The following is a 23,707-nucleotide window of genomic DNA, read 5'->3' as shown; positions in this document are numbered from 1 at the left end:
GTGTCGCCGGGCTGCTGTGTCGCTGGGCTGCTGTGTCGCTGGGCTGCTGTGTCGCTGGGCTGCTGTGTCGCTGGGCTGCTGTGTCGCTGGGCTGCTGTGTCGCTGGGCTGCTGCGCCGCCGGGGGGCGGCCTGGTGTCCTCCCGGCCTCGAATGTGCCGAAGATGGGCCGAGCGGCCCGCCTGCCTCGCGGGACCGGCCGGCCTCTGGCAGTGCCGCACGATCTTGATCCGCGCGCCGGGTTGCCCGGATCGTGCACGGATGGTGATAAGTGGGGTTGCGGCGGCAGGCTCGGCCTCGACCGGGATGACCTGGGTTTTCGGGTCTGGCGCGGGATGCCGCGCAGGTGGGGGATTTATGCGCGGCGGGTATGTGATTCCAGCTTCACGATTTTGGTCCTGACGGACCGCTCGGCATGTAACTATGTGCCTGATTCCGCTGGACTCTGGTTAGGAGTATTCGTGACTGGGGTGGGGACGGTGGCAGCACGCGCGATCGCATTGATCGGGCTCGTGATGCTGGCTGTCGTCGCACTGCGCGGGTACATTCCGGGAACCGGAGGACCCGCGGCGCCACATCCGTCGTCGGCGGTGTCACTGGCCTTGATGCCGGTGCTGCTGCTGGTCTCGATGGTGATTCTGGTGGCGGGTGTGATCAACAGCCAGCATCGCCTCCCGCTCGCCATGCCCGAACCCGACCGCGAGTCCGCGGTGCGCGTGCCGGGCCTGCGGCGGCTCGGGCTCCTGCTGCTGGTCGGGATCGCGGCCATCGCGCTGATCGTGACCGCGGTGCTGTCGGTGTACCTGGTAACGCCGGCGCGGCAGACCCAGGTGGGGACCCCGCCGAGCGTGTCCGCCACCGGGACCGCCCCGCAGCCACAGGAGACCGCGGCACCGCCGGAGGAGGCGGTCCCCGAGCCCACCCTCACGGGCACCGCGCTGCTGCTGGTCGGCATCACCGCCGGCGTGCTGGTGCTGATCGCCATGACCGGCCTGGTCGTGGTGGCGGTGGGCTCCAATCGCCGGCCCTCGCTGGAGCGCACGCCTCTGCCACCGCCCACGGCCACCGAGGCGGTCTCACTGGCCAAGGTCGCCGAGATGGGCCTGGCGGCCATGATCGCGCCGGGCCAGGACCCGCGCACCGCCATCATCGCCTGCTATGTCGCCATGGAACGCGGTCTGGCGCAGGCGCGGGAGGTCGCCCCGCTGGCCTCCGACACCCCGTCCGAGGTGCTGGCGCGAGCCTTCGACCGCGGCTTCCTGCACGACGCGTCGGCGCGGGAGCTGGTGGCCCTGTTCGAGGAGGCGCGGTTCAGCCCGCACTCCATGCTGGAGTGGCAGCGGATGCGCGCCGAGCAGCTGCTCCGCATCGTGCTGGCCGATCTACAGGGGCAGGCGGCATGAAAGACGGTGTGGCAGTGCGGACCCCGACGGATCGAACGGGGGTCCGGCCATGAATCGGAGCGCGATCGTGGTGGGCGCGGTGGCGCTGGCTCTGCTGTTCGAGCTGCTCGCTCTCGGCGATCAGCGCGAGCATCTGGTCGCCCTCACCGCCGTTCCGGTGGCCGCGGCGCTGGGACTGCTGCTGTGGTCGCTGGTGGAGCGTTCGCGCCGGCTCGCCCCGCCCGAACCGGACGACAACGACATCGACAACGGCCCCGTCGAGATGCTGCGCCGCTGGCAGGCGCGCGCTCAGATGCTGGCCGACCGCTCCGAGGGCTCGCGCGCCGACTGGGATCGGCACCTGCGGCCGCTGCTGGCCAAGGAATTCGAACTGACCAGCGGGCACCGGATGGCCAAGAACCGGCGTGCGCTGGAGGTGGCGGGACAGCTGCAGTTCGGGCCCGAGCTGTGGCGCTGGGTGGACCCGGCGAACTCGGCACCGCGCGATCAGGTCAATCGGGCCCCCGGCCGGGAGGCCCTGGACGAAATCCTGCGCCGACTGCAGAACATGTGAGATGAGATGCGAGACATGCGATGACATCACCGATGGACGTGACCATCAAGCGCACCGACGCGGTGCTGCGTGAAGTATCCCGGGTCGTGGTCGGCAAACGGGACGAACTGCAGCTGATCATGGTCGCGGTGCTGTCCGGGGGCCACATCCTGATCGAGGACCTGCCCGGACTGGGCAAGACCCTCATCGCGCGCTCCTTCGCGACCGCGCTCGGGCTGAACTTCACCCGCGTGCAGTTCACCCCGGATCTGTTGCCCGCCGACCTCATCGGGTCGACGATCTACGACATGCATTCGGGCCGTTTCAGTTTCCGGCGCGGCCCGGTCTTCACCAATATGCTGCTGGCCGACGAGGTCAACCGCACCCCGCCCAAGACCCAGGCCGCCCTGCTGGAGGCCATGGCCGAGGGGCAGGTCTCCATCGACGGCGAAACCTTCCCGCTGCCACAGCCTTTCGTCGTCTTCGCCACCGACAACCCGATCGAGTACGAGGGCACCTACCCGCTGCCCGAGGCCCAGCTCGACCGCTTCGCCATGCAGCTGCGGCTGGGCTACCTGTCGGAGACCGACGAGATGAACATGATCCGCCGCCGCCTGGAACGCGGCTCGCAACCCGCCCAGATCGGGCAGGTGGTGGATGCCGACGGCCTGCTGGAGATGCGGCAGTCGGTGGAATTCGTGACGGTGCACCCGGATGTGGTGGGCTACGTCGTCTCCCTCGCCTCGGCCACCCGCGGGCATCCGCAGGTGGAGGTCGGCGCGAGCCCCCGCGCCGAGCTCGACCTGGTGCAGATGGCCCGCGCCCGGGCCCTGCTGCACGGCCGCGACTACGTGGTCCCCGAGGACGTGAAGGCGCTCGCCGTGCCGGCCATGGCCCATCGCATCACGTTGCGCCCCGAGATGTGGGTCCGCCGCATCCGCGGCGAGGACGTGATCTCCGAACTGCTGCGCCGCCTGCCGGTCCCACGCGCCACCCAGGCCTGAGGCGCGTATGAAGCATCGCGACACGAGTACGGCGGTCGAGGCCGAATTGCGCTGGCGGCCCGCACCGTTGGTGTTCATGCTCGCCGCGGTGTCCGTGCCCGCCCTGGTGCTGGCGCTGGTACTGGGCAAGTGGCAGCTGGTGGTGTTCGCCGCGCCCATGCTCGGGGTGCTGGCCACCGCGCCGCTGCAGCAGTCCCGCACCTTCATCCAGGTGGACGGGGCGGGGGTGCTGCGCTGCTTCGAGACCGAAGAGGTGGTGCTGACCGCCGCGGCGTTCGTGGAACGCGGGCACGCACTGCTGCGGCTGCATCCGGAACCCTTGCAGAGCATGGAGATCCACGTCGAGGAGACGGTGGACTCCGGCCCCGCGCCCGCCGGGTTGCGGCTGGCGCTGTCGGCCCCGCGCTGGGGCCGATATCCGGTGCCGATGCGGGTGACCGCGCTGAGCCCGGCCGGGCTGGCGGTGGCCTCGGTGCGATTGCGCGCCGGGGAGGTGTACGTCTATCCGATCACCGATCCGCAGCGGATGCGCCTGCCGCGCACCGAACTTCCCGAACGGATGGGCACCCATCTCACCCGGCGGGCCGGGCCGGGCGTGGAGTACGCGGATATCCGCGCGTACACGCCGGGGGATCAGCTGCGCACCGTGAACTGGCCGGTGAGTGCGCGGCGCGGGCAGCTGTTCGTGACCGAGCGCTTCACCAACCGGGCCGCGGATGTGGTTGTGCTGGTGGATACGTCGATGCAGGCGCCCGGGCCCGCGTCGGACTCGCTGGAGCTGTCGGTGCGCGGCGCCGCGCAGGTGGCCCAGTCCGCGTTGCAGGCGGGCGACCGCACGGCCGTCGTGTGCCTGGGCCGCACCCCACGCTGGCTGCGACCGGATATCGGCCGCCGCCAGTTCTATCGCATCGTGGACGCCGTGCTGGATGTCGGCGACGAGCACATCCTCACCGAGGGCACGCTGGCGCCGCACGCCGCGGTGCCCGTCGGGGCGGTCATCGTCGCCTTCTCCACGCTGCTCGACACCCAATTCGCCCTGGCCCTCATCGATCTGCGCAAGCGCGGCCACGTCGTGGTGGTGGTCGACGTGCTGCGCGGAACGCCGTTCGGCGACGGCCTGGACTCCACCCTCGCGCGCATGTGGCAGCTGGAACGCACCTCCATGTATCGCGATATGGGCACCGTCGGCGTCGACATCGTGCCCTGGCCCGAGGACACCCGCCTCGATCAGGTCATGCGCCTGCTGCCCGAACACCGCCGCACCGTGAGGGTTCGCCGATGACCAAGTTCCTCGCCGTGCTGTCCGGGCTGCTGCTGGCGGGCGCGGTGGCCATCGTGCTGCCGTGGGCCGCGATACCGGTGATCGTTCTGGCGGTGGCCGGCTGGCGCTGGCGGGTGTGCGCGGTGCTGGCCGTGCTCGCGGCCATGGCGGCGCTGGCCTGGGTCGGGACCGGGGCGCTGGTGGCGGGCGGCATCGGGCTGGTCGCGACCACCTACCTGCTGAACACGGCGACCGTGTCGGCTCCGGTGGGCGTGGTGCCGACGACGATTCCGTCGGTGGCGGGCGCACTGGTGTTCACGGTGGCGGCGGGGGCCGCGACGGTGCTGCCCACCGGACTCACCTGGGTGCCGATCCTGGCGCCGTTCACCGTGATCGCGTTGTACGCCTTGCTGGTTCGCGGACTGACGGACGACCGGACGGTCGGCCGAGCCGAGAACACGCCCGGCGGCTGAGCCGAAAATCGCTTCGAATCCGGCTGTGGGACTGGTTCACTCGCGCCATGAACGAACAGCAGATGATCAAGACCTCGAAACGGTTGTCGAGGCATCTACGGCACGCGCCCGAGGCCATCGGCATCGAGCTGGATCCGGCCGGGTGGGTGGACGTCGCCACGCTGCTGTCGGCGCTGGGCCGGCACGGGCGGGCGCTCTCGCGTCCCGAACTGGACGAGGTGGTGGCGCGGAACAACAAGCGCCGCTTCGAATTCGATGCGACGGGGACCCGGATCCGCGCGAGTCAGGGGCACAGTGTCGACGTTGACCTGGAGTATCGGGCGACCGTGCCGCCCGCGGTTCTCTACCACGGCACCGTTGCCGCGGCCCTGCCCGGAATTCGCGCCGAGGGGCTGAAGCCCATGCGCCGCCACGACGTTCACCTGTCGGCGGATATGGAGACCGCCGTCAAGGTCGGGGCACGACGTGGCAGACCCGTGGTACTGACCGTGGCTGCCGGCGCGATGCACCGCGACGGGCACGAATTCCGGGTCAGCACCAATGGGGTCTGGCTGGTGGCCGCCGTCCCGCCCGGATACCTGTCCGGACTCTGAGCGGGGCGGCCGCCGCGGCGACTACTGGAGGGCGGGGGGCATGCGGGTCGGCTTGATGCGGCCGGCGTCGATGAGCGCCCGGAATGCCGCGGCCTTGCGCGCGCACTCCGCAACCGGGCAGCGGCGGTGCTGCTGCATGGTGCGATGGGCTTCCTGGACGCCCAGCGGGTGATCCGGAGCGAGGTGCGACCAGGTGGAGGTGTCGGGAGTTGCCAGCGCTGATACGCTGCGTTCCTTGTTGATTCGATCGCGGATGCGTTCTACGGAGAGTCGGTCCGGATCGTGATGGGGGTGGTGCAGGCTCATGATGGTGACAGCCATGATCACGAGCGTTGCGAGGGTGGCCGTGAACACTTGCCAGGCGGCCATTTGTTCACCTTCTCCATGTCTTTCGGTAGTAGTCAGCTAGATATTCAGTTGGTTAGCTAGATATTCACCGTATGCCTGAAGACGTTACGCCTCCAGCGCGTCTTGGGTCAGGTTCAATCGAATTTCGGCCGCTTTGAGCAACTCGGCTGTCGCCGATCCCGCTGTCGCGCTGCAGATTTGCGGCCATCTCCATATCCGGTATGCGGCTTATGGCCGAATTGTCGTGTCACCCACCGGGTCTCGGCCTCGGCGCCGACTGCTCAACGAGATCAGGGAGCTCCCACGGGGGAAATCTGTCCGATTTCCCGCGGTGAGAGCTCCCTGATCTCGAGGCTCTGTTCGGGTTACGAGTGGGTGAGGACCACGTCCGCGAGGACGGGGGCGTCGTCGCGCTCGACGACGGTGACCGCGATGACGAGTTCCCCGTCCTGCTGCCAGATTCGGGAGCGCAGGGTCTCACCGGGGTACATGACGCCGGCGAAGCGGGCGCGGAAACCCTTGACGCGGGACGCATCCGAGGCCAGGACGGTGTCGGTCGCGGTCTTCAGGACCAGGCCGTAGGTGCACAGGCCGTGCAGGATCGGGTTGGGGAAGCCGGCATTGCGGGCGAATTCGGGGTCCGAGTGCAGCGGGTTGCGGTCGCCGCACATGCGGTAGAGCAGCGCCTGCTGCGGCAGGGTGGGGGTCAGGACCTCGAAATCCGGTGCCCGGTCCGGAAGTTCGGTCTTCGCGCTGGGGCCGCGGTCGCCGCCGAAGCCGCCCTCGCCCTTGGCGAAGATGGAGGAACGCGATGTCCACAGGGGTTCGCCGTCGGAGCCGACGGCGGTGTCCTCACGCCAGATGACGGCATTGGAGCCCTTGTCCCAGATCTCGCTGATGCGGCCGGAGATGCTGCCCTTGCCGGAGGCCGGGATCGGGCGGTGCACGATGATCTCCTGGCTGCCGTGCACGACCTTCGCCAGATCGATGTCGATGCCGTCGAACTTCACCTTCGGCGGCTCGGTCTCGTGGAAGGACGGCGCGACGGTCGCGAAGGACGGCAGCACCTGCGGCTCGCGATCGTCGACGTAGCGCAGCTCGGCGGCGTCGGTCCAGCGGTTGCCCGCGCCGAGCGCCAGGTTGTAGGTCTGCACATCACTGGCGGACCAGCTGAATTCGCGCGCGGGAATCTGCGCGCCGAGCGCGACACTCAAATCGATGGGCATGAAAGGTTCTCCTCGTCACTCGCGTCCGATGGTCCGGCGCGGCTCGCCTCCCCGCAAGCCGCCGCCCCGCTGACCGGGTCGCGCTCGAAAGTCTGGTTCCCGGCCCGCCGCGGGAAAGAGCGTTCGCGGCGGCGGGCACGGGCTGTTCAGTTGTCCGCGCCCCGCCGGGATAGAGCGGTACGGCGGGGCATGCGGGGTGGGTTGGGCGCGGACTCGACGTGACCCGACTCGCGCCCAACCCGATCCTGAACCGGGTTGGGACGGTTCAGGATGCTTTCTCGGCCAGCGGCGCGCCGTTCTTCGCCTTGGCGGCGATGTCCAGGGCGGCCAGGTAGCCGAAGGTGATGGCGGGGCCGATGGTCGCGCCGGGCCCGGCGTAGGTGTGGCCCATCACCGGGGACGAGGTGTTGCCGGCGGCGTACAGGCCCTCGATGACGGTCCCGTCCTCGCGCAGCACGCGGGCATCGTTGTCGGTGACCAGACCGCCCTTGGTGCCGAGGTCGCCGGGGACCATCTTCACCGCGTAGAACGGGCCGACCTCGAGCTTGTTCAGGCACGGGTTCGGCTTGATGGTCTGGTCGCCGTAGTAGCGGTCGTAGGCGCTGTCGCCGCGGTTGTAGTCGAGGTCCTTGCCGGTCGCGGCGAAGCCGTTGAAGCGCTCGATGGTGGCGGCCAGCTTGTCGGCCGGGACGCCGATCTTCTCGGCCAGTTCGGCCACCGTGGGCGCGACGACGATCAGGTCGTTTTCCATCCACCGGGACGGAATCCGCTGGCCAGGCTGCAATCCGGCGAAGATGTACCGGGACCGGTAGCGCTGATCGAACACCAGCCAGCACGGCACGTTCTCGCCCGGACCCTCACCCTGCCCGTATTCGCCGCCGTACATGGTGTGCACAGCCTCGACGTAAGGAGCGGACTCATTACCGAATCGCTGACCTTGCGTATTGATCATGATGCTGCCGGGCAGATTTCGCTCCGCGAGGCAGAACCAGGGCTTTCCTTCACCGCGGAAGGTGGTCGGACCCCACCAGGCGTCGTCCATGAAGTCGATGTCCGCGCCCGCCGCGATGCCGGCCCGGATGCCGTCGCCGGTATTGGCGGCCGCGCCCGTGGTCCATTCGGTGGTGATGGGCTCGCGCTGGTACTTGTGCCGCATGTCGGCGTTGTGCTCGAAACCGCCGCTGGCCAGGATGACGCCGTACTTGGCGTTGAACCGGACGGCCTGCCCGTTCTCCTCGGCGTCGACGCCGGTGACCACGCCGTTGTCGATGACCAGTCCGGTGAGCGGGGTGTTCAGCAGCACCGGCACATTCGCGTCCAGCAGGCCCTTGCGCAGGCCGGCGATGATGGCCTGGCCCATGCCGACCAGCGCCTTGCCGGTGACCTTGCCCCACGCCCAGCGGGTGCCGACGCGCAGCACACGCGCGATGCCGACCGGGTGGCGGCGAATCAGGTTGAGCTTCTTGTAGTCCGCCTGCATGACGACGACGTTCAGCGGCGCCTTGCTGTAGGCCGGCTCCAGCTTGAAGCGCTCCTCGCCCAGGACTTTGAGGTTGAACGGCTTGGGCTCGCAGCTGCGGCCGTCCGCCTTGCCGCCCGGTGCCTCCGGGTAGTAGTCGGAGTAGCCGGGCACCCAGGTCATCTTCAGGGCGGAGTGGTCGAGCACGTAGTCGAAGGCTTCGGCGCCGCGATCGATGTAGGTGTCGATCTTCTCCTTGGGCACCACGTCGCCGATGATGCTGTACAGGTAGGTGCGCGCCTCGTCGAGGTCGTTCCCACGGCCCGCGGCCTTCAGCACCTTGTTTCCGGGAATCCAGACGCCACCGCCCGATCGCGCGGTAGAACCGCCGTAATGAGCGGCCTTTTCGATGAGCACCGTGCGCAGACCGTGGTGCGCAGCGGTGAGGGCGGCGGACATACCGGCGGCACCGCTGCCGACCACCACCACGTCGTAATCCCGATCAGTCATGTAGAACACGTTATAGAATCGATCCTGGTTTGGTCTATGTTGGTCTGGCAGATGGGACTGCTGAAGCGACGTTATTCACAAAAACTCGTTTCAGTTTCTAGTCTCGTTACTGGATGGCCACCGGCCGGTACCCCCGATGGAAGGAACACAGCGTGCTGACCGACGCGCTACGTAAGGAACTGGCCGACGAGCTCGCGGCGGCCGAGCGGACCCGGGTTCCGATCGATCCGCTGGCCGTGCGGCATCCCGAGATCGACGTGGTCGATGCCTACGAGATCCAGCTCATCAATATGCGGCAGCGCTTCGACGGCGGCGCCAAGGTCGTGGGCCACAAGGTGGGCCTGTCCTCCAAGGCCATGCAGCAGATGATGGGCGTGGACGAACCCGACTACGGGCACCTGCTCGCGGAGATGGAAGTCTTCGAAGACGTTCCGGTCGACACCTCCAAGTACCTGTACCCGCGCGTCGAGGTCGAGGTCGGCTTCATCCTGGGCGCCGACCTGCCCGGCGAGGACTGCACCGAGGAGGACGTGCGCAAGGCCACCGTCGCCTACGCGCCCTCCATCGAGCTCATCGACACTCGCATCAAGGACTGGAAGATCGCGCTCTGCGACACCATCGCCGACAATGCGTCCTCCGCCGGATACGTGCTGGGCAAGCAGCGGGTCTCGCCGGACCAGCTGGATATCAAGAACATCGACGCCGTGCTGACCCGCAATGGCGAGGTCATCGCCGAGGGCCGCTCGGACGCCGTGCTGGGTGACCCGACCATCGCGGTGGCGTGGCTGGCGCGCAAGGTCGCCTCCTTCGGGGTGCGCCTCAAGGCCGGCGACATCGTGCTGCCCGGCTCCTGCACCCGCGCCATCGACGCCCGTCCGGGCGACGAGTTCATCGCCGAGTTCGCCGGACTCGGTTCCGTCCATCTGGGTTTCGCGTAGACCTGAGCCGATCAGGCCGCGTCGCACAGACACTGACCTCACCGAGTAGGAGAAAGCCGTGACTGCAAGCAAAGTCACCGCCGCGATCGTCGGGTCCGGCAATATCAGCACCGATCTGCTGTACAAGCTGCTGCGTTCGGAGAAGATCGAGCCGCGCTGGATGATCGGCATCGACCCGGAGTCCGAGGGCCTCAAGCGCGCCCGCGGCCTGGGCCTGGAGACCTCCGCCGAGGGCGCGGACTGGCTGCTGGCGCTGCCGGAGAAGCCGGACCTGCTGTTCGAGGCCACCTCCGCCTACGTGCACCGGGCCTACGCGCCCAAGTACGCCGAGGCCGGCATCCGTGCCATCGACCTCACCCCCGCCGCCGTCGGCCCGGCCGTGATTCCGCCGGTCAACCTCGACTCGCTGCGCGACGAGATGAACGTCAACATGATCACCTGCGGTGGGCAGGCGACGATTCCGATGGTGCACGCCGTGTCCCGCGTGGTTCCGGTCGAATACGCCGAGATCGTGGCGTCGGTGTCCTCGGTGTCCGCCGGTCCCGGCACGCGCGCGAACATCGACGAGTTCACCAAGACCACCTCCGCCGGTGTCGAGACCATCGGCGGGGCGAAGCGCGGCAAGGCGATCATCATCCTGAACCCGGCCGAGCCGCCGATGATCATGCGCGACACCATCTTCTGCGCCATCCCCGAGGACGCCGACCGCGACGCCATCACCGAGTCGGTGCACCGGATGGAGAAGTCCATCCAGGAGTACGTGCCCGGCTACCGGCTGCTCAACGAGCCGCAGTTCGACGAGCCGTCGCTGGTTTCCGGTGGCATGGCGAAGGTTTCGATCTTCGTCGAGGTCGAGGGCGCGGGCGACTTCCTGCCGCCGTACTCGGGCAACCTCGACATCATGACGGCCGCCGCCACCCAGGTGGGCAACGTGCTGGCCGACCAGATCATCTCGGCTCGGGTGTAAGGAGTACCGACAGTGAGCAATTCGAATATCGTCAAGCCGTTCTCTGCGGATCTCGACATCCGTGTCACGGACACGTCGCTGCGTGACGGCTCGCACCACAAGCGCCACCAGTTCACCGTTCAGGAAGTGCGCGACATCGTCGCGTCCCTGGACGCGGCCGGCGTGCCGGTCCTCGAGGTCACCCACGGTGACGGCCTCGGCGGTTCCTCGTTCAACTACGGTTTCTCGAAAACCCCTGAGCAGGAACTGATCAAGGCCGCCGCGGAGACCGCCAAGCAGGCCAAGATCGCCTTCCTGATGCTGCCGGGCGTCGGCGTCAAGGAAGACATCAAGATCTCGCAGGACAATGGCGCGAGCATCTGCCGCATCGCCACCCACTGCACCGAGGCCGACGTCTCGATCCAGCACTTCAACATGGCCCGCGACCTCGGCCTCGAGACCGTCGGCTTCCTGATGATGGCGCACTCCACCACCCCGGAGAACCTCGCCAAGCAGGCCCGCATCATGGCCGACGCGGGCTGCCAGTGCGTGTACGTCGTCGACTCCGCCGGTGCGCTGGTGCTGGAGCAGGTCACCGACCGCGTCTCCGCCCTGGTCGCCGAGCTGGGCAATGACGCGCAGGTCGGCTTCCACGGCCACGAGAACCTGGGCCTGGCCGTCGCCAACTCGGTCTACGCCGTACGCGCCGGCGCCACCCAGATCGACGGCAGCGCACGCCGTTTCGGCGCGGGCGCGGGCAACCTCCCCGTCGAGGCCTTCATCGGCGTCTGTGACAAGCTCGGCATCAAGACCGGCGTCGACTTCTTCGCCGTCACCGATGCCGCCGAGGACGTCGTCCGCCCGGCCATGCCGAGCGAATGCCTTCTCGACCGCCAGGCCCTGATGATGGGCTACGCCGGCGTCTACTCGTCGTTCCTGCGTCACGCCGAGCGCCAGGCCGAACGTTACGGCGTCTCCGCCGCCGAAATGCTCGTCCGCGCCGGCCGGCGCAAGCTGGTGGGCGGCCAGGAAGACCAGCTGATCGACATCGCCCTGGAACTCCAGCGCGAAAAGGAGAAGTCGGCCGCCAACGCCTGACTCCACCCAGTCACTGGGCCGCAACCGACTCCGGTTGCGGCCCAGTCTTGTTCAGTACCGATGCCTCGGCCGAGGGGTGGTTCAGCGTGCGGTCACTGTGGGCTTGGGTGCGACGGATGTATGACGTGCGACGGCGATCGGCCGCGCTGGCGCGGCTGCAGAAGGCGGTTGCGGGCGGCGCGGTCGATCTTGGTGTGTTGGAGGATAAGCGGAACTACCGACGCTGAGTATTTGAACACCGCCTTCGTGGTCACGTACGTCTCTGCATGGATACGTAGGGATAAAAATCTAAGACTCTGTGGCATTCAAAGTCTTTCTAGCCCTGCCTAACGTTGTCGATGTTCGGTTCGAGGAACGGGCCGAGTGACAGCGTCAGGGAGATGAAGGCGATGCGTGCGGTGATTCAGAAGAGCTTTGGTGGGCCTGAGGTTTTGGAGGTTGTGGAGGTCGAGAAGCCGGAGTTGTTGTCGGGGGAGGTGCTCGTCAGGGTGAAGGCCAGTGCGGTCAATCCTGTTGATGTGGCGGTGCGGTCGGGGGCGTTCCCGTTGCTGGGGGAGCCGCCGTTCGGGGTCGGGTGGGATATTTCCGGGGTGGTGGAGGCTGCTGGGCCGGGGGCGCGCTATGAGATCGGGGAAGAGGTTTATGGGATGCCGTTCTTTCCCAGGGCCGCAACGGGTTACGCGGAGTATGTGGCTACGCCCTCGCGGCAGGTGGCTCGGAAGCCGAAGTCGCTGAGCCATGTTGAGGCTGCGGCGCTGCCGCTGGCGGCGCTGACCGCGTGGCAGGGGCTGGTGGACAAGGCGGGTGTCAAGGAGGGGGATCGGGTGCTGATCCACCGGGCGGCCGGTGGGGTCGGGCATCTGGCGGTGCAGATTGCGAAGGCGCGGGGTGCGTATGTGATCGCGCTGGCCAGTGCCGGGAAGCACGACTACGTGAAGAGCCTCGGCGCGGATGAGGTGATCGATTACCGGACAACCGATTTCACCGCGGTCGTGAAGGATGTCGATAGTGTCTTCGACTCTGTCGCTGACGGTGCGCGGTCGCTTCAGGTGTTGAAGACGGGTGGGGTGCTGGTGACGATTCTCGAGCATGTGAATCCGGAGCTGGAGCGGGCCGTGAAGGAAGCCGGGCGCCGGTTCGCGGGTGTTTCGGTGGAACCCGACTACTGGGCGCTGGAGCAGATCGCGGAGCTGGTCGACGCGGGGAAGCTGCGGCCGACCATTGCCGAGACGCTGCCGCTGGAGGAGGCGGGGAAGGCGCACGAGATCGTGGCGTCGGGGCAGACCGTGGGCAAAGTGGTGCTGAGCGTCGAGTGAGGGGCGGGGCGAATAATCGGGGCGGGATCCGGGTTGCAGGGCGCGGATTCGAGGTGAAGGAGATCTGTCATGGATGTGCTGAGTGAGGCCCTGGCTTCGATGCGGACCGGTGCGCCGAACTCGGTGCGGACGGATGGGCGGGTGCCGTGGGCGCTGCAGCTGCCGCCGACGGCGGGTGCGGGATTCCATGTGGTGCTGCACGGGACCTGCTGGTTCTATCCCTCGGACAGCAGTGCCCGGCCGATCGCGCTCGGGCCCGGCGATGTGGTCTTCGTCCGGGACGGAGCGGGGCATATTCTCGCCGACCACCCGTACACCCCTCCGGAGATTCCCCGGCCCGAGCAGTACACCCAGCGTCCGCCCGTGGGCGCGTTGCAGATCGGCGGGGACGGCCCGGCCACCAGTCTGCTCTGCGGCAACTATCACCTCGACGGGCAGCGGCCGCATCCGTTGCTGCGGCAGCTGCCGGAGGTGATCCATCTGCCCGCCCGCCACGGCCGGCACCCGGAGTTGAATGCCGCGATCCAGCTGCTCGGCGCGGAGCTCGACAATCCGCGCATCGGATCGCACGGCATCGTGCCGGCGCTGATCGACTCGCTGCTGCTGTACATCCTGCGCGCCTGGATCGAGGAGCAGCCGCAATCCGAGGCGGTGGGATGGGCTGCGGCGCTGCGTGATCCGGCCGTCGCCCCGGCGCTGGAAGCCATGCACGGCGATCCGGCCGCGCCCTGGACCGTGCAGTCCCTCGCCGATCACGCGGGCCTGTCCCGCGCCGCGTTCGCCCGCAAGTTCAATGCCATGGTCGGCGAACCGCCGCTGGCGTACCTGACCCGCTGGCGGCTCACCACGGCGGCCCGCCTGCTGCGCGAGGACGAGCTGGCCATCGAAAAGGTCTCCGCCCGAGCGGGATACAGCTCGGAGTTCGCGTTCGGGAAGGCATTCAAGCGTGAATATGGCCTTGCCCCTGGCCAATACCGTCGGCAGGCTCGCGCTGCTGCGTGATCCATCCACAACACTCACAGATGCAAAGTGCCCCTGTGGATGAATTCCACAGGGGCACTTTTCTATCGCCAGGGTTCTGGAGGAACCCGATTCACAACCAGGTGTCCAGGGTGGTGGTCGTGAGGAAGTGTTCGAGGTCCGCGCGCCAGGGCGCGGGCGTCGTCTTCTCCGGTTCGATGGCCGTGTACTGGCCCCGGTAGAAGAGCAGCGGCCTGCCGGAGTCGGTGGACTCCGACAGGGCCTGGACCCGGCCGATCACGATGTAGTGATCGCCGCCGTCGAGCACGTTGTCCACAGTGCACTGGATCGTGGCCAACGCGCCGTCCAGCACCGGGAGATCCAGTTCCGAGGTGTGCCAGTCGATTCCGGCGAACTTGTCGGGTTCGCGGGAGCCGAAGCGGGCGCACACCGGCTGTTGCTCCTCGGCGAGCATGTTCACGGCGAAGCTGCCGTTGCGTTCGATCGCCGCCCAGGAGCGGGACTCCTTGGTGGGGCAGAAGAGCACCAGCGGCGGATCGAGGGACAGGGCGGCGAACGACTGGCACGCGAAGCCGATGGGGGCCCGCGCGCCGTCGACGCCGTCGAAGGTGGTGATGACGGTGATGCCGGTGCAGAACTGCCCCAGCACGTTCCGGAACTGACGCCCGTCGATGACGGGATTGGCGTCGGTGGTCATTGGCCGCCCCTGTTCGTCTCGCTACTTGAATCCGACGCTGAAGTCGTGGCCCCACAGGCTGACCGCGGTGGATTCCCGCGCGATCCACGAGTGGTCGTCGACTTCCAGTCCCTCACAGCCGAATTCGATATCGAACCCGCCCGGCGTCTTCATGTAGAACGAGAGCATCTTGTCGTTGATGTGCCGCCCGAGGGTGGCCGACATCTTCACCTTCTTGCGGTTGGCGCGGTCCAGGCAGAGGCCGACGTCGTCGGAGTTCTCCACCTCGACCATGAGGTGCACGATGCCCGTCGGGTTCGGCAGCGGCAGGAACGCCAGCGCGTGGTGGCGCGGGTTGCAGCCGTAGAAGCGCAGCCAGGCCGGGTCGCCGTCGGCGGGACGGCCCACCAGCTGCGGAGGCAGCCGCATGGAGTCGCGCAGCCGGAAGCCCAGCACGTCCTGGTAGAACGCCTGCGCCGCAGCGTCGTCCGTGCAGGTGAGGACCACGTGGCCCAGGCCCTGCTCGGCGGTGACGAACTTGTGGCCGTAGGGGCTCACGAAGCGGCGGCCCAGGTACTGCGCGCCGTAGAACGCCTCGAGGGTGTTGCCGGCCGGATCCTGGAATCGGATCATGCCCTCGACCCGGCGCTCGCCGAGCTCCTCCTTGGTGCCCTCGGTGAAGGCGACCCCGGCCTTGGACAGGGTCTCGCGCAGCTGCTGCAGCCCGCGGGCGTCGGTGACCTCCCAGCCCGAGACCAGCAGCCGGTCCTGCTCGCCGGGGACGATCACCAGCCGTGCGGCGAAATCGTCCATGCGCAGGTAGAGCGCGTCGGGGTTGAGCCCGTCGCCCTCCATCATGCCGAGCACCTTGAGGCCGTACTCGCGCCAGGCCGCCATATCGGTGGCCTCGATGCGCATGTAGCCGAGCGCCTTGATACTCATGCTCACTTCTCCTTGACGCCGAGCAGGAAGTCGGTTGCCAGGCGGTTGAATTCGTCGAACTTCTCCAGCTGTGCCCAGTGTCCACAACCGCCGAAGACATGCAACTGCACGCGCGGCACCATCTTCAAGGCGACCAGGGCGCCGTCGATCGGGTTGACCCGATCCTCACGGCCCCAGATCATCAGCACCGGCTGCCGCAGCTTGAACGCGTCGCGCCAGATCATGCCCTTGGCGAAATCCGCTCCGGCGAAGGACTTGCCCATCGCGCGGGTGGCGGCCAGCGACTCCGGCTGCGAGGCCGAGGCGAAGCGCTCCTCGACGAGTTCCGGCGTGATCAGCTTCTGGTCGAAGACCATGATCCGCAGGAACGCCTCCAGGTTCTCCTTCGTGGGTTCGAAGTTGAACTTGGACAGCAGCTTCACGCCCTCGGTGGGATCCGGCGCGAACAGGTTGGTGGACAGGCCGCCCGGGCCCATCAGCACCAGCTTGCCGGCGCGGTCCGGGTAGTCCAGCGCGAAGCGGGTGGCCGCGCCGCCGCCGAGCGAATTGCCCAGCAGGTGTACGCGTTCGGTGATGCCGAGGGTGTCGAGCAGGTCCTTCAGCGCCGAGGCCGAGTGCACGAAGTACTGCGGGTGCTCGGTCGGCTTGTCGGATCGGCCGAAGCCCGGCTGGTCGACCGCGAGGACGTGAAAGTCCTCGGCCAGCACCGGAATGTTCTTGGCGAAGTTGGACCACGAGGACGCGCCCGGGCCGCCGCCGTGCAGCAGCACGATGGTGGGTCCGTTGCCGACCCCGGCCTCGTGGTAGTGCAGCTTCAGGTCCGGCCGCACCTGCGCGAAGCGCGAGGTGGACTCGTAGGTGATTTCTCCCACTGCGGTCATGGGGATTACACCATTCCGTCGGTGACCGGGAGACCGAAGGCGTGGGTGCCGTACATGACGTAGGCGCGCTCCGGATCCTGCGAGGCGTGCACGCGGCCGGCGTGGGCGTCACGCCAGAAGCGCTGCAGCGGAGTGCCTTCCACGAGCGCGGTGGCGCCGGCGGCCTCGAACAGGCGGTCGACGGACGCGATCACGCGGCCGGTGGCGCGCACCTGGTCACGGCGCGCGGCGGCGCGCATCTCGAACGGAACGTCCTTGCCCGCCACGATGCACGCGTACTCGTCGGCGATATTGCCCGACAGCTGACGCCAGGCGGCGTCGATGTCGCTGGCGGCCTCGGCGATCCGGACCTTTGCGAACGGGTCGTCCTTGGTGTTCTCGCCCGCGAAGGCGGCTCGGACGCGCTTGCCCTGGTGCTCCACGTGGGCCTCGTAGGCGCCGTAGCCCATGCCGATGATCGGCGCGGTGATGGTCGCGGGGTGGATGCTGCCCCACGGCATCTTGTACAGCGGGTCGGTATTCTGCTCCAGGCCAGGCGATTTCAGTTCGCCCATGGTTCGCATGCTGAGGAAGCGGTGCCGGGGGACGTACACATTCTCGACCACGACGGTGTTGGAGCCGGTACCGCGCAGGCCGACCACGTGCCACACGTCGTTGATCTTGTACTCGCTCCGGGGGATCAGGAACGAGCCGAAGTCGACCGGCTTGCCGTTCTTGATGACCGGTCCGCCGACGAACACCCAGTCGGCGTGGTCGGAGCCGGAGGACCAGGCCCACGAGCCATTGACGATGTAGCCCTCGCCGTCCTCGGTCACCACGCCCGCGCCCATCGGGGCGTAGGAGGAGGAGATCCGGACCTCGGTGTCGTTGCCCCACACCTCTTCCTGTGCGCGCTGGTCGAACAGCGCCAGGTGCCAGTTGTGGATGCCGAGGATGCCGGCGCACCAGCCGGTGGAGCCGCACGCGCTGGCGATCTTGCGGACGGTGTCGTAGAAGATCACCGGGTCGCAGGCGTAGCCGCCCCACTGCTTGGGCTGCACGAGCTTGAAGAAGCCGGTCGCCTGCAGATCCTTGACGGTCTGGTCGGGAAGGCGGCGCAGATCCTCGGTCTCCTGGGCGCGCTCACGCAGGGTCGGCAGCAGCGCCTCGACCCGCTCAACTACTTCTTGCGTCATCTCGCCAGTTGCTCCTGCCTGGTGTTACGGGAAGCGGTCTTCGTTTGTCCCTGAGAGTAGAACACGTTCTTATTCCTGTCGAGAACGTAGTACAAGCGCAGCTCAGAGAGCCCCTATCCAGGTAGTGGGACCTATCGCTGGCCAACTGTCAGCCGATTTTGTAACGTGTTCTAGTACATCCATAGGAGGATCAACGATGGCGACAAGCGCCCAAGGGCCCCGCGGGAAGGTCCGCGAGATCGACGTGGGCTCGACGCCCACCCGCTACGCCCGGGGTTGGCACTGCCTCGGCCTTGCCAAGGACTTCCGTGACGGCAAGCCGCATGCGGTCAACGTATTCGGTACCAAGCTGGTCGTTTTCATGAACAGCCAGAACGAACTGAAGGTACTGGACTCCTACTGTCGTCACCTGGGCGGCGACCTCTCCATGGGTGAGGTCAAGGGCGACTCCATCGCGTGCCCGTTCCACGACTGGCGCTGGGGCGGCGACGGCAAGTGCACCGGCATCCCCTACGCGCGACGCGTGCCCCCGCTGGCCCGCACCCGCGCGTGGATCACGCTCGAGCGCAACGGCCAGCTGTTCGTCTGGCACGACCACGAGGGCAACCCGCCGCCGGACGAGGTGACCATCCCGTACATCGAGGGTCCCTACACCAATGCCGACGGCAGCTCCTCGGAGACGCTCAACGAGGGCTGGACCGACTGGACCTGGCACTCGCTGCTGATCGAGGGCTCCAACTGCCGCGAGATCATCGACAACATCGTGGATATGGCGCACTTCTTCTATATCCACTACGCCTTCCCCACGTTCTTCAAGAACGTGCTCGAGGGTCACGTCGCCACCCAGTACCTGGAGACCAAGGCCCGGCCGGACATCGGCAACGCGGCCAAGGCCGGCATCGACGTGCTGCTCAAGTCCGAGGCGTCGTACTTCGGGCCGTCGTACATGATCAACCCGCTGCTCAATATCTACAGCGGCTTCGAGGTCAAGACGGTCCTCATCAACTGCCACTACCCGGTCACGCAGAACTCCTTCATGCTGCAGTGGGGCGTCTCGCTGGAGAAGCCGAAGGGGCTGCCCGAGGAGCAGGCGCAGATGTTCGCGGCCAAGATGACCGAGGGCGTCAGCGAGGGCTTCCTGCAGGACGTCGAGATCTGGAAGCACAAGTCCAAGATCGACAACCCGCTGCTGACCGAGGAGGACGGGCCGGTCTACCAGCTGCGCCGCTGGTACGACCAGTTCTACGTCGATGTCGCCGACATCGACCCGAAGTCGGTGCAGCGCTTCGAATTCGAGATCGACACCTCCAAGGCCAACGAGGCCTGGGGTCTCGAGGTCGAGGAGAACCTGCGGAAGAAGCGGGAGGCCGACGAGGCCGCCGCGCAGGAGGCGAACGTCTGATGACCAGCTGGGCGAAGGCACCCGATTTCGCGGACCGTCCGGAACAGCGAGCACAGGTGCGCGCCCAGACGGTTCTCGACAAAGAGCACTACATGGAGTCGGGGCTGACACCGATCGCGTGCCAGACCTGCGGCACCGAGGTGCTGGTGCGCAAGCACAGTCACAATCAGAAGACGGTGCAGTGGACGGTCGATCCGGCCGCGCACTGCCCGGTCTTCCGCAAGCTGGCCGAGTCCGGGCCGACCACCGGTAAACCGGACTCCTGCCCGAACCTGGAGAAGACCATCGACCACGCGGTCGCGGAGGGTCTGCTCGGGATCGACGACTGAGAGTCGCCGGACCGCCGATTTCCTTGCTTCGTGCCCGCCGCGCACAGCGCGGCGGGCACGCGAATCGCAGAGCAGGTTCGCGGCTCAGTCGAGCCGGAAGTCGGCGAAATCGAATCCGGGGGAGACTACACAACTCACCAGCACGTAGTCGTCACCCGCCGGACGGGCGGCCTGGCTGATTCCGCCGGGAACCACCGCCTGGGGGCGTTGCCCCTGCTCGACATCGGGTCCGAGGACGATCTCCTCACCCCCGATGTTCAGCAGCAGGGGACCACCCCGGTGCCAGAACCAGATCTCGTCCGATGTCACGGTGTGCGGCGCGGACTTCTCGCCGGGTAGCAGCAGGAAATAGATGGCCGTGCCGGTCGCGCGCGGGCCCGGGTAGCCTGCCGGCTCGAATTCCACTCCGCTGCGCCATGTTTCCCGATACCAGCCGCCCTCGGGATGCGGCACCATATCCAGTTCAGCGGCCAGCTTCGGACGGTCGTCACTCATGGTCCCCACTGTATTGCGGGGCTCGACCGAATTCCCTGTACTGCGAGCGCGTTCGGCCGGGCGTCATCGACGGCCGTCTCATGCCCCGGTGATCGTCCAGGTGATGCCATGGGTCGCGAGCGAATCCAGGAAGTCCGTGGCGTCGAAGGCCTCCGAGGGCGTGAGCGCACCCGGCTTCGCGGCGCCGCCGGCGAGCCGCACGGCCGCTTCGACCGCCATCAGGCCCGAATCCCGGTAGGAATCGACCCCGCTGACCACGCCGCGCCGTGTCCGGCCGTCCGCGGCGGTGGCGTCCACGATCATGTCGTAGCGAAGATCCGAAGCGGCACTGGGCTTTTCCGGCAGGCCGGCCACCAGCTCGGCGGTCAGGCCGGTGATGTTGGCCCGGAACACGCTGTCGACGGCGCCGGTGACCGACGTGGCATCGGTGTGACGCGGGATGGTGAGCACCGCGGGGAAGGCGAACTTGGCCACCGCGGTCGGCTCGGTGTCGCCGGGGTACAGCATGGGCGCCGGATCCGCCGGGCCGGTGCGGAACTCGCCGTCGGCATAGTGCCAGCCGCCCGCGCGGAACCAATCCAGGCTGGCCAGTACGGTTTTCGCGCTGCCGCGGGAGCCGTCCCCGCCGCTGCGGCTGCGGTGGCTGATCACGAAGCCGACCGGTCCGGCGAGACGCGCGGCGAGCAGATCCGCGAGCAGGTCGGCGGGGAGATTGCTGTCGGTCACCGAGGAGAGGACCGTCACCCCGGCACGCTCGGCGCGCGGGCCGTACTCGTCGAGGACCCGGCGGAGGAACAGTTGCTCGCCCGAGATGTCGACATAGTGCGTGCCCGCGTCGAGGGCGGCGGCCAGGATGGGCTCGCCGAGGTCCACGTAGCCGGGCAGGCTGCTGATCACCACATCCGCGCCGGTGAACGCCGCGACCAGGGCGGCGTGATCGTCCACCGCCGCGACCCGGAGCTCGGCTTGCGGCAGCCCGGCCGCGTCGGCAGCGGCGCGTAGCCGATCGGCATTGCGGCCCACCAGGATCGGGGTCAGGCCGCGGCGATCCAGCTCGGCCAGGATGTAGCCGCCGGTGTGGCCATTCGCGCCGTATACGGCGATGGTGGGGGTCTGCGTGGCTTCTTGTGTCGTCATGTGAATGAAGTTATTCGCGTGCAGTGAGCATATGAATGGCTGAATTACTCAATCAGATGCTCAAAACGCTCACTGATTGAGCGGTATGGTGGCGAGGTGGACATCCTCAGCGAGACCGTCGCCGCCATCCGCACCGGCAACCCGGCCTCGGGACTCTTCATCCGGCACGCGCCGTGGGGCCGTCGCTATCCGAAGGTGCCCGGCGCGGGATTCCATGTGGTGCTTCAGGGTTCGTGCTGGGTGCTGCCGCCCGGCGGGGAGCCGGTCGCGCTGGGGGCCGGCGATTTGCTGTTCATGCCGCGCGGCGAGAACCATGATCTGGTCGACGCGCTGGGGACGCCGATCACCGAGGTCGCCGTGCCGGGCGAGCCGCGCGAGATCGCGGGTCCGGGCGCGCGGACGGCGCTGGTGTGCGGTGCGTACGAGCTCGGGCGGCACCGCAGCCACCCGCTGCTCGACGACCTGCCGGAATTCATCCACCTTCCCGCCCGCCCCGGCCGCCACCCGGCCCTGCGGTCCGCGGTCGATCTGCTCGCCGCCGAGATCGCCGAACCGCGACCCGGCACCGATGCCGCCATCCCCGCGTTGCTCGACACCCTGTTGCTGTTCATGCTGCGCGCCTGGTTCGACGAACAGTCCACCGCGCCGACCGGCTGGGCCGGCGCCTTCGGCGACCCGGCCGTATCCGATGCGCTGCGCGCGATTCACGCTGCGCCGGAACGGAGTTGGACGGTCCCGGAACTGAGCGCCGTCGCCGGGGTCAGTCGCGCCACCCTCGCTCGCCGCTTCCTCGCCACGGTCGGCGAGCCGCCGCTGTCCTATCTGACCCGCTGGCGCATGCTCACCGCGGCGCGGCTGCTGCGCGAGACCGACACCCCGCTGGCCGGCGTGGCGAGGAAGGTCGGCTATCAGAGCGAATTCGCCTTCGCCAAGGCCTTCAAACGCCAGTACGGCTCGGCTCCCGGCCAGTACCGCCGCGTCGACGATGAACCCGCTGTTCTGGCGGTCTGAACGCGGGCCCGGCTCGTCGCGCGGCAGGCGGTAGTAGGCGGCGGGCCGGGTGGGGTCGGCATAGGCTGAGCAGTGTGACGGACTGGCGTGCACGCAGGGGACCGATCGGCGTCTTGACCGGCGCGGGGATTTCGACCGACTCCGGAATACCGGATTTCCGTGGGCCGCGCGGGGTTTGGACCGAGGATCCGATCGCGGAGCTGCTGTCGACGTATCAGAACTATGTGGCGGATCCGGAGCTGCGCACCCGGGCCTGGCTGGCGCGGCGGGACAATCCGGCCTGGCGGGCGACACCCAATGCGGCACATCAGGCCCTGGTGCGGCTGGCCGCCTCGGGACGGGAGGTCGGCATCATCACCCAGAACATCGACCGGCTGCACCAGCGGGCCGGGTCGGACAGCGTGGTGGAGATCCACGGCAATATGTTCGAAGTCGTCTGCATCGACTGCGATTTCACCGATTCCATGGCCGCCACCCTGGAACGGGTGGCCGCGGGCGAGCCGGATCCAGCGTGCCCGGACTGCGGCGGCATCCTGAAGGCGGCCACCGTCATGTTCGGCCAGCAGCTCGACACCGCCGCCATTCGCGCGGCGGTGCAGATCGCCGAGAACGCCGAAATCTTTCTGGCCGTGGGCAGTTCACTCCAGGTCGAGCCCGCCGCGTCCATGTGCGCGGTGGCGGTGGACGCGGGGGCCGACCTGGTCATCGTGAACAACGAGCCGACCCCCTACGACGACTACGCCGCCGAGATCGTGCGCGACCCGATCGGGGCGGCGCTGCCCCGGCTGGTGTCGGAGATCCTGGGGGACTGAGGGTTTCAGCTGAACGGCGTCTTGGGGCGCGGCACCATCTCGCCGTCCACCCAGATGTCGACCTTCTCGTTGTAGAAAGAGGCCAGCCCGGCGATCTTCTGGCTCTCCGGCAGCGGGGTGCGGTAGATCCACACCAGGTCCGGGTGGCTGGTCTCGCCCAGCTGGACGTTCCAGTACTCGGCGTGGCCCTTGTACGGGCACGACGTCCTGGTCGCCGACGGCCGCAGCAGGTCCATGCGGATATCGGTGAGCGGCAGGTAGTAGCGGGCGGGCAGCCCGGTCTCGAACAGGATGCGCGGGGAGTGCGAATCGGCCAGGGTCTCGCCGTCCAGTTCGACCCGGATGTGGCGGGAGCTGGCGAGGATGTCCACCCGGGTGTACGGGTCGCGGGGGTGGACGTAGATGGGCTCGTCCTCCTCGAACCACTCGTCCATGGCCTGGAAGTCCAGTTTCACCAGGTCGCGCAGTTCCGGAATCGGGGAGTCCAGGTGCCGGACGGCCGCGCCCGCCGCGGTGACGTCGTCGGCGATCACATCGAATTCGGTGCCGTCCCCGCGGCTGGGGGAGTGGCGGGTCTTGCCATTGGGCTCCAGCTTCACCCGCAGGTCGGCGACCGGCAGATAGTAGGTGGGGTAGTGGGGTCCCTCCCATACCAGCGTCGGGTTGACGGTATCGGCGGCCAGGTGACCGCCCAGGTAGGCGCGTACCCGCTTGGCGCTCGGTTCGACGCGTACCCGGCCACGCTGTGTCTCGGTCATACC

General features: G+C 68.0%; 25 protein-coding genes. 15 read left to right on the top strand and 10 right to left on the bottom strand.

Annotated elements, in window-relative coordinates; translation table 11 throughout:
- Window positions 1-459 precede the first annotated feature (459 nt).
- From ABZV44_RS03345 to ABZV44_RS03320, 6 genes are read left to right on the top strand one after another with little or no spacing between them, the layout of a single operon-like run.
- Window positions 460-1,401: a DUF4129 domain-containing protein gene (locus ABZV44_RS03345; protein WP_354831315.1), complete on the top strand. Its 942-nt coding sequence runs from the start codon at window positions 460-462 to the stop codon at window positions 1,399-1,401.
- 49 nt (window positions 1,402-1,450) lie between these two features.
- Window positions 1,451-1,954, top strand: a complete 504-nt coding sequence (locus tag ABZV44_RS03340) for a hypothetical protein (RefSeq protein WP_354831313.1) — start codon at window positions 1,451-1,453, stop codon at window positions 1,952-1,954.
- Between the two features lie 20 nt (window positions 1,955-1,974).
- A complete protein-coding gene (locus ABZV44_RS03335; protein ID WP_354831310.1) occupies window positions 1,975-2,937 on the top strand; it encodes a MoxR family ATPase in 963 nt (320 codons plus the stop codon).
- Between the two features lie 7 nt (window positions 2,938-2,944).
- Complete coding sequence (locus ABZV44_RS03330; RefSeq protein WP_354831308.1) at window positions 2,945-4,219, top strand: DUF58 domain-containing protein; 1,275 nt, start codon at window positions 2,945-2,947, stop codon at window positions 4,217-4,219.
- A complete protein-coding gene (locus ABZV44_RS03325; RefSeq protein ID WP_354831306.1) occupies window positions 4,216-4,671 on the top strand; it encodes a hypothetical protein in 456 nt (151 codons plus the stop codon). The genes ABZV44_RS03330 and ABZV44_RS03325 overlap by 4 nt, the downstream gene beginning before the upstream one ends.
- A 47-nt stretch (window positions 4,672-4,718) precedes the next feature.
- Complete coding sequence (locus ABZV44_RS03320) at window positions 4,719-5,264, top strand: RNA 2'-phosphotransferase (RefSeq protein ID WP_354831303.1); 546 nt, start codon at window positions 4,719-4,721, stop codon at window positions 5,262-5,264.
- A 21-nt stretch (window positions 5,265-5,285) separates the two neighbouring features.
- Here the strand turns inward: ABZV44_RS03320 and ABZV44_RS03315 are convergent, their stop codons facing one another.
- From ABZV44_RS03315 to kstD, 3 genes are all read right to left on the bottom strand, one after another.
- Complete coding sequence (locus tag ABZV44_RS03315; protein WP_354831300.1) at window positions 5,286-5,633, bottom strand: hypothetical protein; 348 nt, start codon at window positions 5,631-5,633, stop codon at window positions 5,286-5,288.
- A gap of 344 nt (window positions 5,634-5,977) precedes the next feature.
- Window positions 5,978-6,838 carry a MaoC/PaaZ C-terminal domain-containing protein gene (locus tag ABZV44_RS03310; protein WP_354831297.1) on the bottom strand — a complete coding sequence of 287 codons (861 nt, stop codon included), beginning with the start codon at window positions 6,836-6,838 and terminating at the stop codon, window positions 5,978-5,980.
- Window positions 6,839-7,103: 265 nt separating this feature from the next.
- Window positions 7,104-8,807, bottom strand: a complete 1,704-nt coding sequence (kstD, locus tag ABZV44_RS03305) for a 3-oxosteroid 1-dehydrogenase (RefSeq protein ID WP_354831294.1) — start codon at window positions 8,805-8,807, stop codon at window positions 7,104-7,106.
- Between the two features lie 152 nt (window positions 8,808-8,959).
- Here kstD and ABZV44_RS03300 point away from each other — a divergent pair, with 152 nt between their 5' ends.
- The 5 genes from ABZV44_RS03300 to ABZV44_RS03280 all read left to right on the top strand — a co-directional run bounded on the left by ABZV44_RS03300 (window position 8,960) and on the right by ABZV44_RS03280 (window position 14,107).
- A complete protein-coding gene (locus ABZV44_RS03300; RefSeq protein ID WP_354831291.1) occupies window positions 8,960-9,745 on the top strand; it encodes a 2-keto-4-pentenoate hydratase in 786 nt (261 codons plus the stop codon).
- A 58-nt stretch (window positions 9,746-9,803) separates the two neighbouring features.
- Complete coding sequence (locus tag ABZV44_RS03295; RefSeq protein WP_354831289.1) at window positions 9,804-10,712, top strand: acetaldehyde dehydrogenase (acetylating); 909 nt, start codon at window positions 9,804-9,806, stop codon at window positions 10,710-10,712.
- Window positions 10,713-10,724: 12 nt separating this feature from the next.
- Window positions 10,725-11,789, top strand: a complete 1,065-nt coding sequence (gene dmpG / locus ABZV44_RS03290) for a 4-hydroxy-2-oxovalerate aldolase (protein ID WP_354831288.1) — start codon at window positions 10,725-10,727, stop codon at window positions 11,787-11,789.
- Window positions 11,790-12,169: 380 nt separating this feature from the next.
- Complete coding sequence (locus ABZV44_RS03285) at window positions 12,170-13,105, top strand: NADP-dependent oxidoreductase (RefSeq protein ID WP_354831285.1); 936 nt, start codon at window positions 12,170-12,172, stop codon at window positions 13,103-13,105.
- Between the two features lie 69 nt (window positions 13,106-13,174).
- Window positions 13,175-14,107 (top strand): AraC family transcriptional regulator, encoded by a 933-nt coding sequence (locus ABZV44_RS03280; RefSeq protein WP_354831282.1) that lies wholly within the window; start codon window positions 13,175-13,177, stop codon window positions 14,105-14,107.
- A 91-nt stretch (window positions 14,108-14,198) separates the two neighbouring features.
- Here ABZV44_RS03280 and hsaB read toward each other — a convergent pair whose 3' ends face one another.
- From hsaB to hsaA, 4 genes are read right to left on the bottom strand one after another with little or no spacing between them, the layout of a single operon-like run.
- A complete protein-coding gene (hsaB, locus tag ABZV44_RS03275; RefSeq protein ID WP_354831279.1) occupies window positions 14,199-14,783 on the bottom strand; it encodes a 3-hydroxy-9,10-secoandrosta-1,3,5(10)-triene-9,17-dione monooxygenase reductase subunit in 585 nt (194 codons plus the stop codon).
- A 21-nt stretch (window positions 14,784-14,804) separates the two neighbouring features.
- A complete protein-coding gene (hsaC, locus tag ABZV44_RS03270) occupies window positions 14,805-15,704 on the bottom strand; it encodes an iron-dependent extradiol dioxygenase HsaC (RefSeq protein ID WP_354831276.1) in 900 nt (299 codons plus the stop codon).
- A 2-nt stretch (window positions 15,705-15,706) separates the two neighbouring features.
- Complete coding sequence (gene hsaD / locus ABZV44_RS03265) at window positions 15,707-16,585, bottom strand: 4,5:9,10-diseco-3-hydroxy-5,9,17-trioxoandrosta-1(10),2-diene-4-oate hydrolase (RefSeq protein ID WP_354831274.1); 879 nt, start codon at window positions 16,583-16,585, stop codon at window positions 15,707-15,709.
- A gap of 5 nt (window positions 16,586-16,590) precedes the next feature.
- Window positions 16,591-17,760, bottom strand: coding sequence for a 3-hydroxy-9,10-secoandrosta-1,3,5(10)-triene-9,17-dione monooxygenase oxygenase subunit (gene hsaA, locus ABZV44_RS03260; RefSeq protein ID WP_354831271.1), 1,170 nt, complete (start codon window positions 17,758-17,760; stop codon window positions 16,591-16,593).
- Window positions 17,761-17,956: 196 nt separating this feature from the next.
- On the opposite strand from hsaA, the gene ABZV44_RS03255 reads away from it, so the two are divergent.
- Window positions 17,957-19,162, top strand: a complete 1,206-nt coding sequence (locus tag ABZV44_RS03255) for a Rieske 2Fe-2S domain-containing protein (protein ID WP_354831268.1) — start codon at window positions 17,957-17,959, stop codon at window positions 19,160-19,162.
- Window positions 19,162-19,491 (top strand): hypothetical protein, encoded by a 330-nt coding sequence (locus ABZV44_RS03250; RefSeq protein ID WP_040854414.1) that lies wholly within the window; start codon window positions 19,162-19,164, stop codon window positions 19,489-19,491. Before ABZV44_RS03255 ends, ABZV44_RS03250 begins: the two co-directional genes overlap by 1 nt.
- 84 nt (window positions 19,492-19,575) lie before the next feature.
- On the opposite strand, the gene ABZV44_RS03245 is transcribed toward ABZV44_RS03250, so the two are convergent.
- Together ABZV44_RS03245 and ABZV44_RS03240 are read right to left on the bottom strand one after the other, a co-directional pair.
- Entirely contained in the window at window positions 19,576-19,986 is a 411-nt protein-coding gene (locus ABZV44_RS03245) for a cupin domain-containing protein (protein ID WP_354831265.1), read from the bottom strand.
- A 78-nt stretch (window positions 19,987-20,064) separates the two neighbouring features.
- Window positions 20,065-21,123, bottom strand: coding sequence for a saccharopine dehydrogenase NADP-binding domain-containing protein (locus ABZV44_RS03240; RefSeq protein ID WP_354831262.1), 1,059 nt, complete (start codon window positions 21,121-21,123; stop codon window positions 20,065-20,067).
- Between the two features lie 96 nt (window positions 21,124-21,219).
- On the opposite strand from ABZV44_RS03240, the gene ABZV44_RS03235 reads away from it, so the two are divergent.
- Both ABZV44_RS03235 and ABZV44_RS03230 read left to right on the top strand, forming a co-directional pair.
- The gene (locus ABZV44_RS03235) at window positions 21,220-22,134 is read left to right on the top strand and encodes an AraC family transcriptional regulator (protein ID WP_354831261.1); all 915 of its coding nucleotides are present in this window, start codon (window positions 21,220-21,222) and stop codon (window positions 22,132-22,134) included.
- 74 nt (window positions 22,135-22,208) lie between these two features.
- The gene (locus ABZV44_RS03230) at window positions 22,209-22,946 is read left to right on the top strand and encodes a Sir2 family NAD-dependent protein deacetylase (RefSeq protein ID WP_354831259.1); all 738 of its coding nucleotides are present in this window, start codon (window positions 22,209-22,211) and stop codon (window positions 22,944-22,946) included.
- A 5-nt stretch (window positions 22,947-22,951) separates the two neighbouring features.
- Here the strand turns inward: ABZV44_RS03230 and ABZV44_RS03225 are convergent, their stop codons facing one another.
- On the bottom strand, window positions 22,952-23,704 hold the full coding sequence (locus tag ABZV44_RS03225) for a DUF427 domain-containing protein (RefSeq protein ID WP_354831256.1): 753 nt from the start codon (window positions 23,702-23,704) through the stop codon (window positions 22,952-22,954).
- Between the last annotated feature and the right edge of the window lie 3 nt (window positions 23,705-23,707).

Source organism: Nocardia sp. NPDC004860, from assembly GCF_040609015.1.
Classification (GTDB): Bacteria; Actinomycetota; Actinomycetes; order Mycobacteriales; family Mycobacteriaceae; genus Nocardia.
This window is presented reverse-complemented; position numbering and strand designations above follow the sequence as displayed.

Coding starts and splice junctions, on each gene's coding strand:
- ABZV44_RS03225 (WP_354831256.1), bottom strand. CDS start 23,704: ATGACCGAGACACAGCGTGGCCGGGTACGCGTCGAACCGAGCGCCAAG.
- ABZV44_RS03250 (WP_040854414.1), top strand. CDS start 19,162: ATGACCAGCTGGGCGAAGGCACCCGATTTCGCGGACCGTCCGGAACAG.
- ABZV44_RS03330 (WP_354831308.1), top strand. CDS start 2,945: ATGAAGCATCGCGACACGAGTACGGCGGTCGAGGCCGAATTGCGCTGG.
- hsaA (WP_354831271.1), bottom strand. CDS start 17,760: ATGACGCAAGAAGTAGTTGAGCGGGTCGAGGCGCTGCTGCCGACCCTG.
- ABZV44_RS03315 (WP_354831300.1), bottom strand. CDS start 5,633: ATGGCCGCCTGGCAAGTGTTCACGGCCACCCTCGCAACGCTCGTGATC.
- kstD (WP_354831294.1), bottom strand. CDS start 8,807: ATGACTGATCGGGATTACGACGTGGTGGTGGTCGGCAGCGGTGCCGCC.
- ABZV44_RS03340 (WP_354831313.1), top strand. CDS start 1,451: ATGAATCGGAGCGCGATCGTGGTGGGCGCGGTGGCGCTGGCTCTGCTG.
- hsaB (WP_354831279.1), bottom strand. CDS start 14,783: ATGACCACCGACGCCAATCCCGTCATCGACGGGCGTCAGTTCCGGAAC.
- hsaC (WP_354831276.1), bottom strand. CDS start 15,704: ATGAGTATCAAGGCGCTCGGCTACATGCGCATCGAGGCCACCGATATG.
- ABZV44_RS03320 (WP_354831303.1), top strand. CDS start 4,719: ATGAACGAACAGCAGATGATCAAGACCTCGAAACGGTTGTCGAGGCAT.
- ABZV44_RS03245 (WP_354831265.1), bottom strand. CDS start 19,986: ATGAGTGACGACCGTCCGAAGCTGGCCGCTGAACTGGATATGGTGCCG.
- ABZV44_RS03285 (WP_354831285.1), top strand. CDS start 12,170: ATGAAGGCGATGCGTGCGGTGATTCAGAAGAGCTTTGGTGGGCCTGAG.
- ABZV44_RS03310 (WP_354831297.1), bottom strand. CDS start 6,838: ATGCCCATCGATTTGAGTGTCGCGCTCGGCGCGCAGATTCCCGCGCGC.
- hsaD (WP_354831274.1), bottom strand. CDS start 16,585: ATGACCGCAGTGGGAGAAATCACCTACGAGTCCACCTCGCGCTTCGCG.
- ABZV44_RS03280 (WP_354831282.1), top strand. CDS start 13,175: ATGGATGTGCTGAGTGAGGCCCTGGCTTCGATGCGGACCGGTGCGCCG.
- ABZV44_RS03335 (WP_354831310.1), top strand. CDS start 1,975: ATGACATCACCGATGGACGTGACCATCAAGCGCACCGACGCGGTGCTG.
- ABZV44_RS03325 (WP_354831306.1), top strand. CDS start 4,216: ATGACCAAGTTCCTCGCCGTGCTGTCCGGGCTGCTGCTGGCGGGCGCG.
- ABZV44_RS03255 (WP_354831268.1), top strand. CDS start 17,957: ATGGCGACAAGCGCCCAAGGGCCCCGCGGGAAGGTCCGCGAGATCGAC.
- ABZV44_RS03240 (WP_354831262.1), bottom strand. CDS start 21,123: ATGACGACACAAGAAGCCACGCAGACCCCCACCATCGCCGTATACGGC.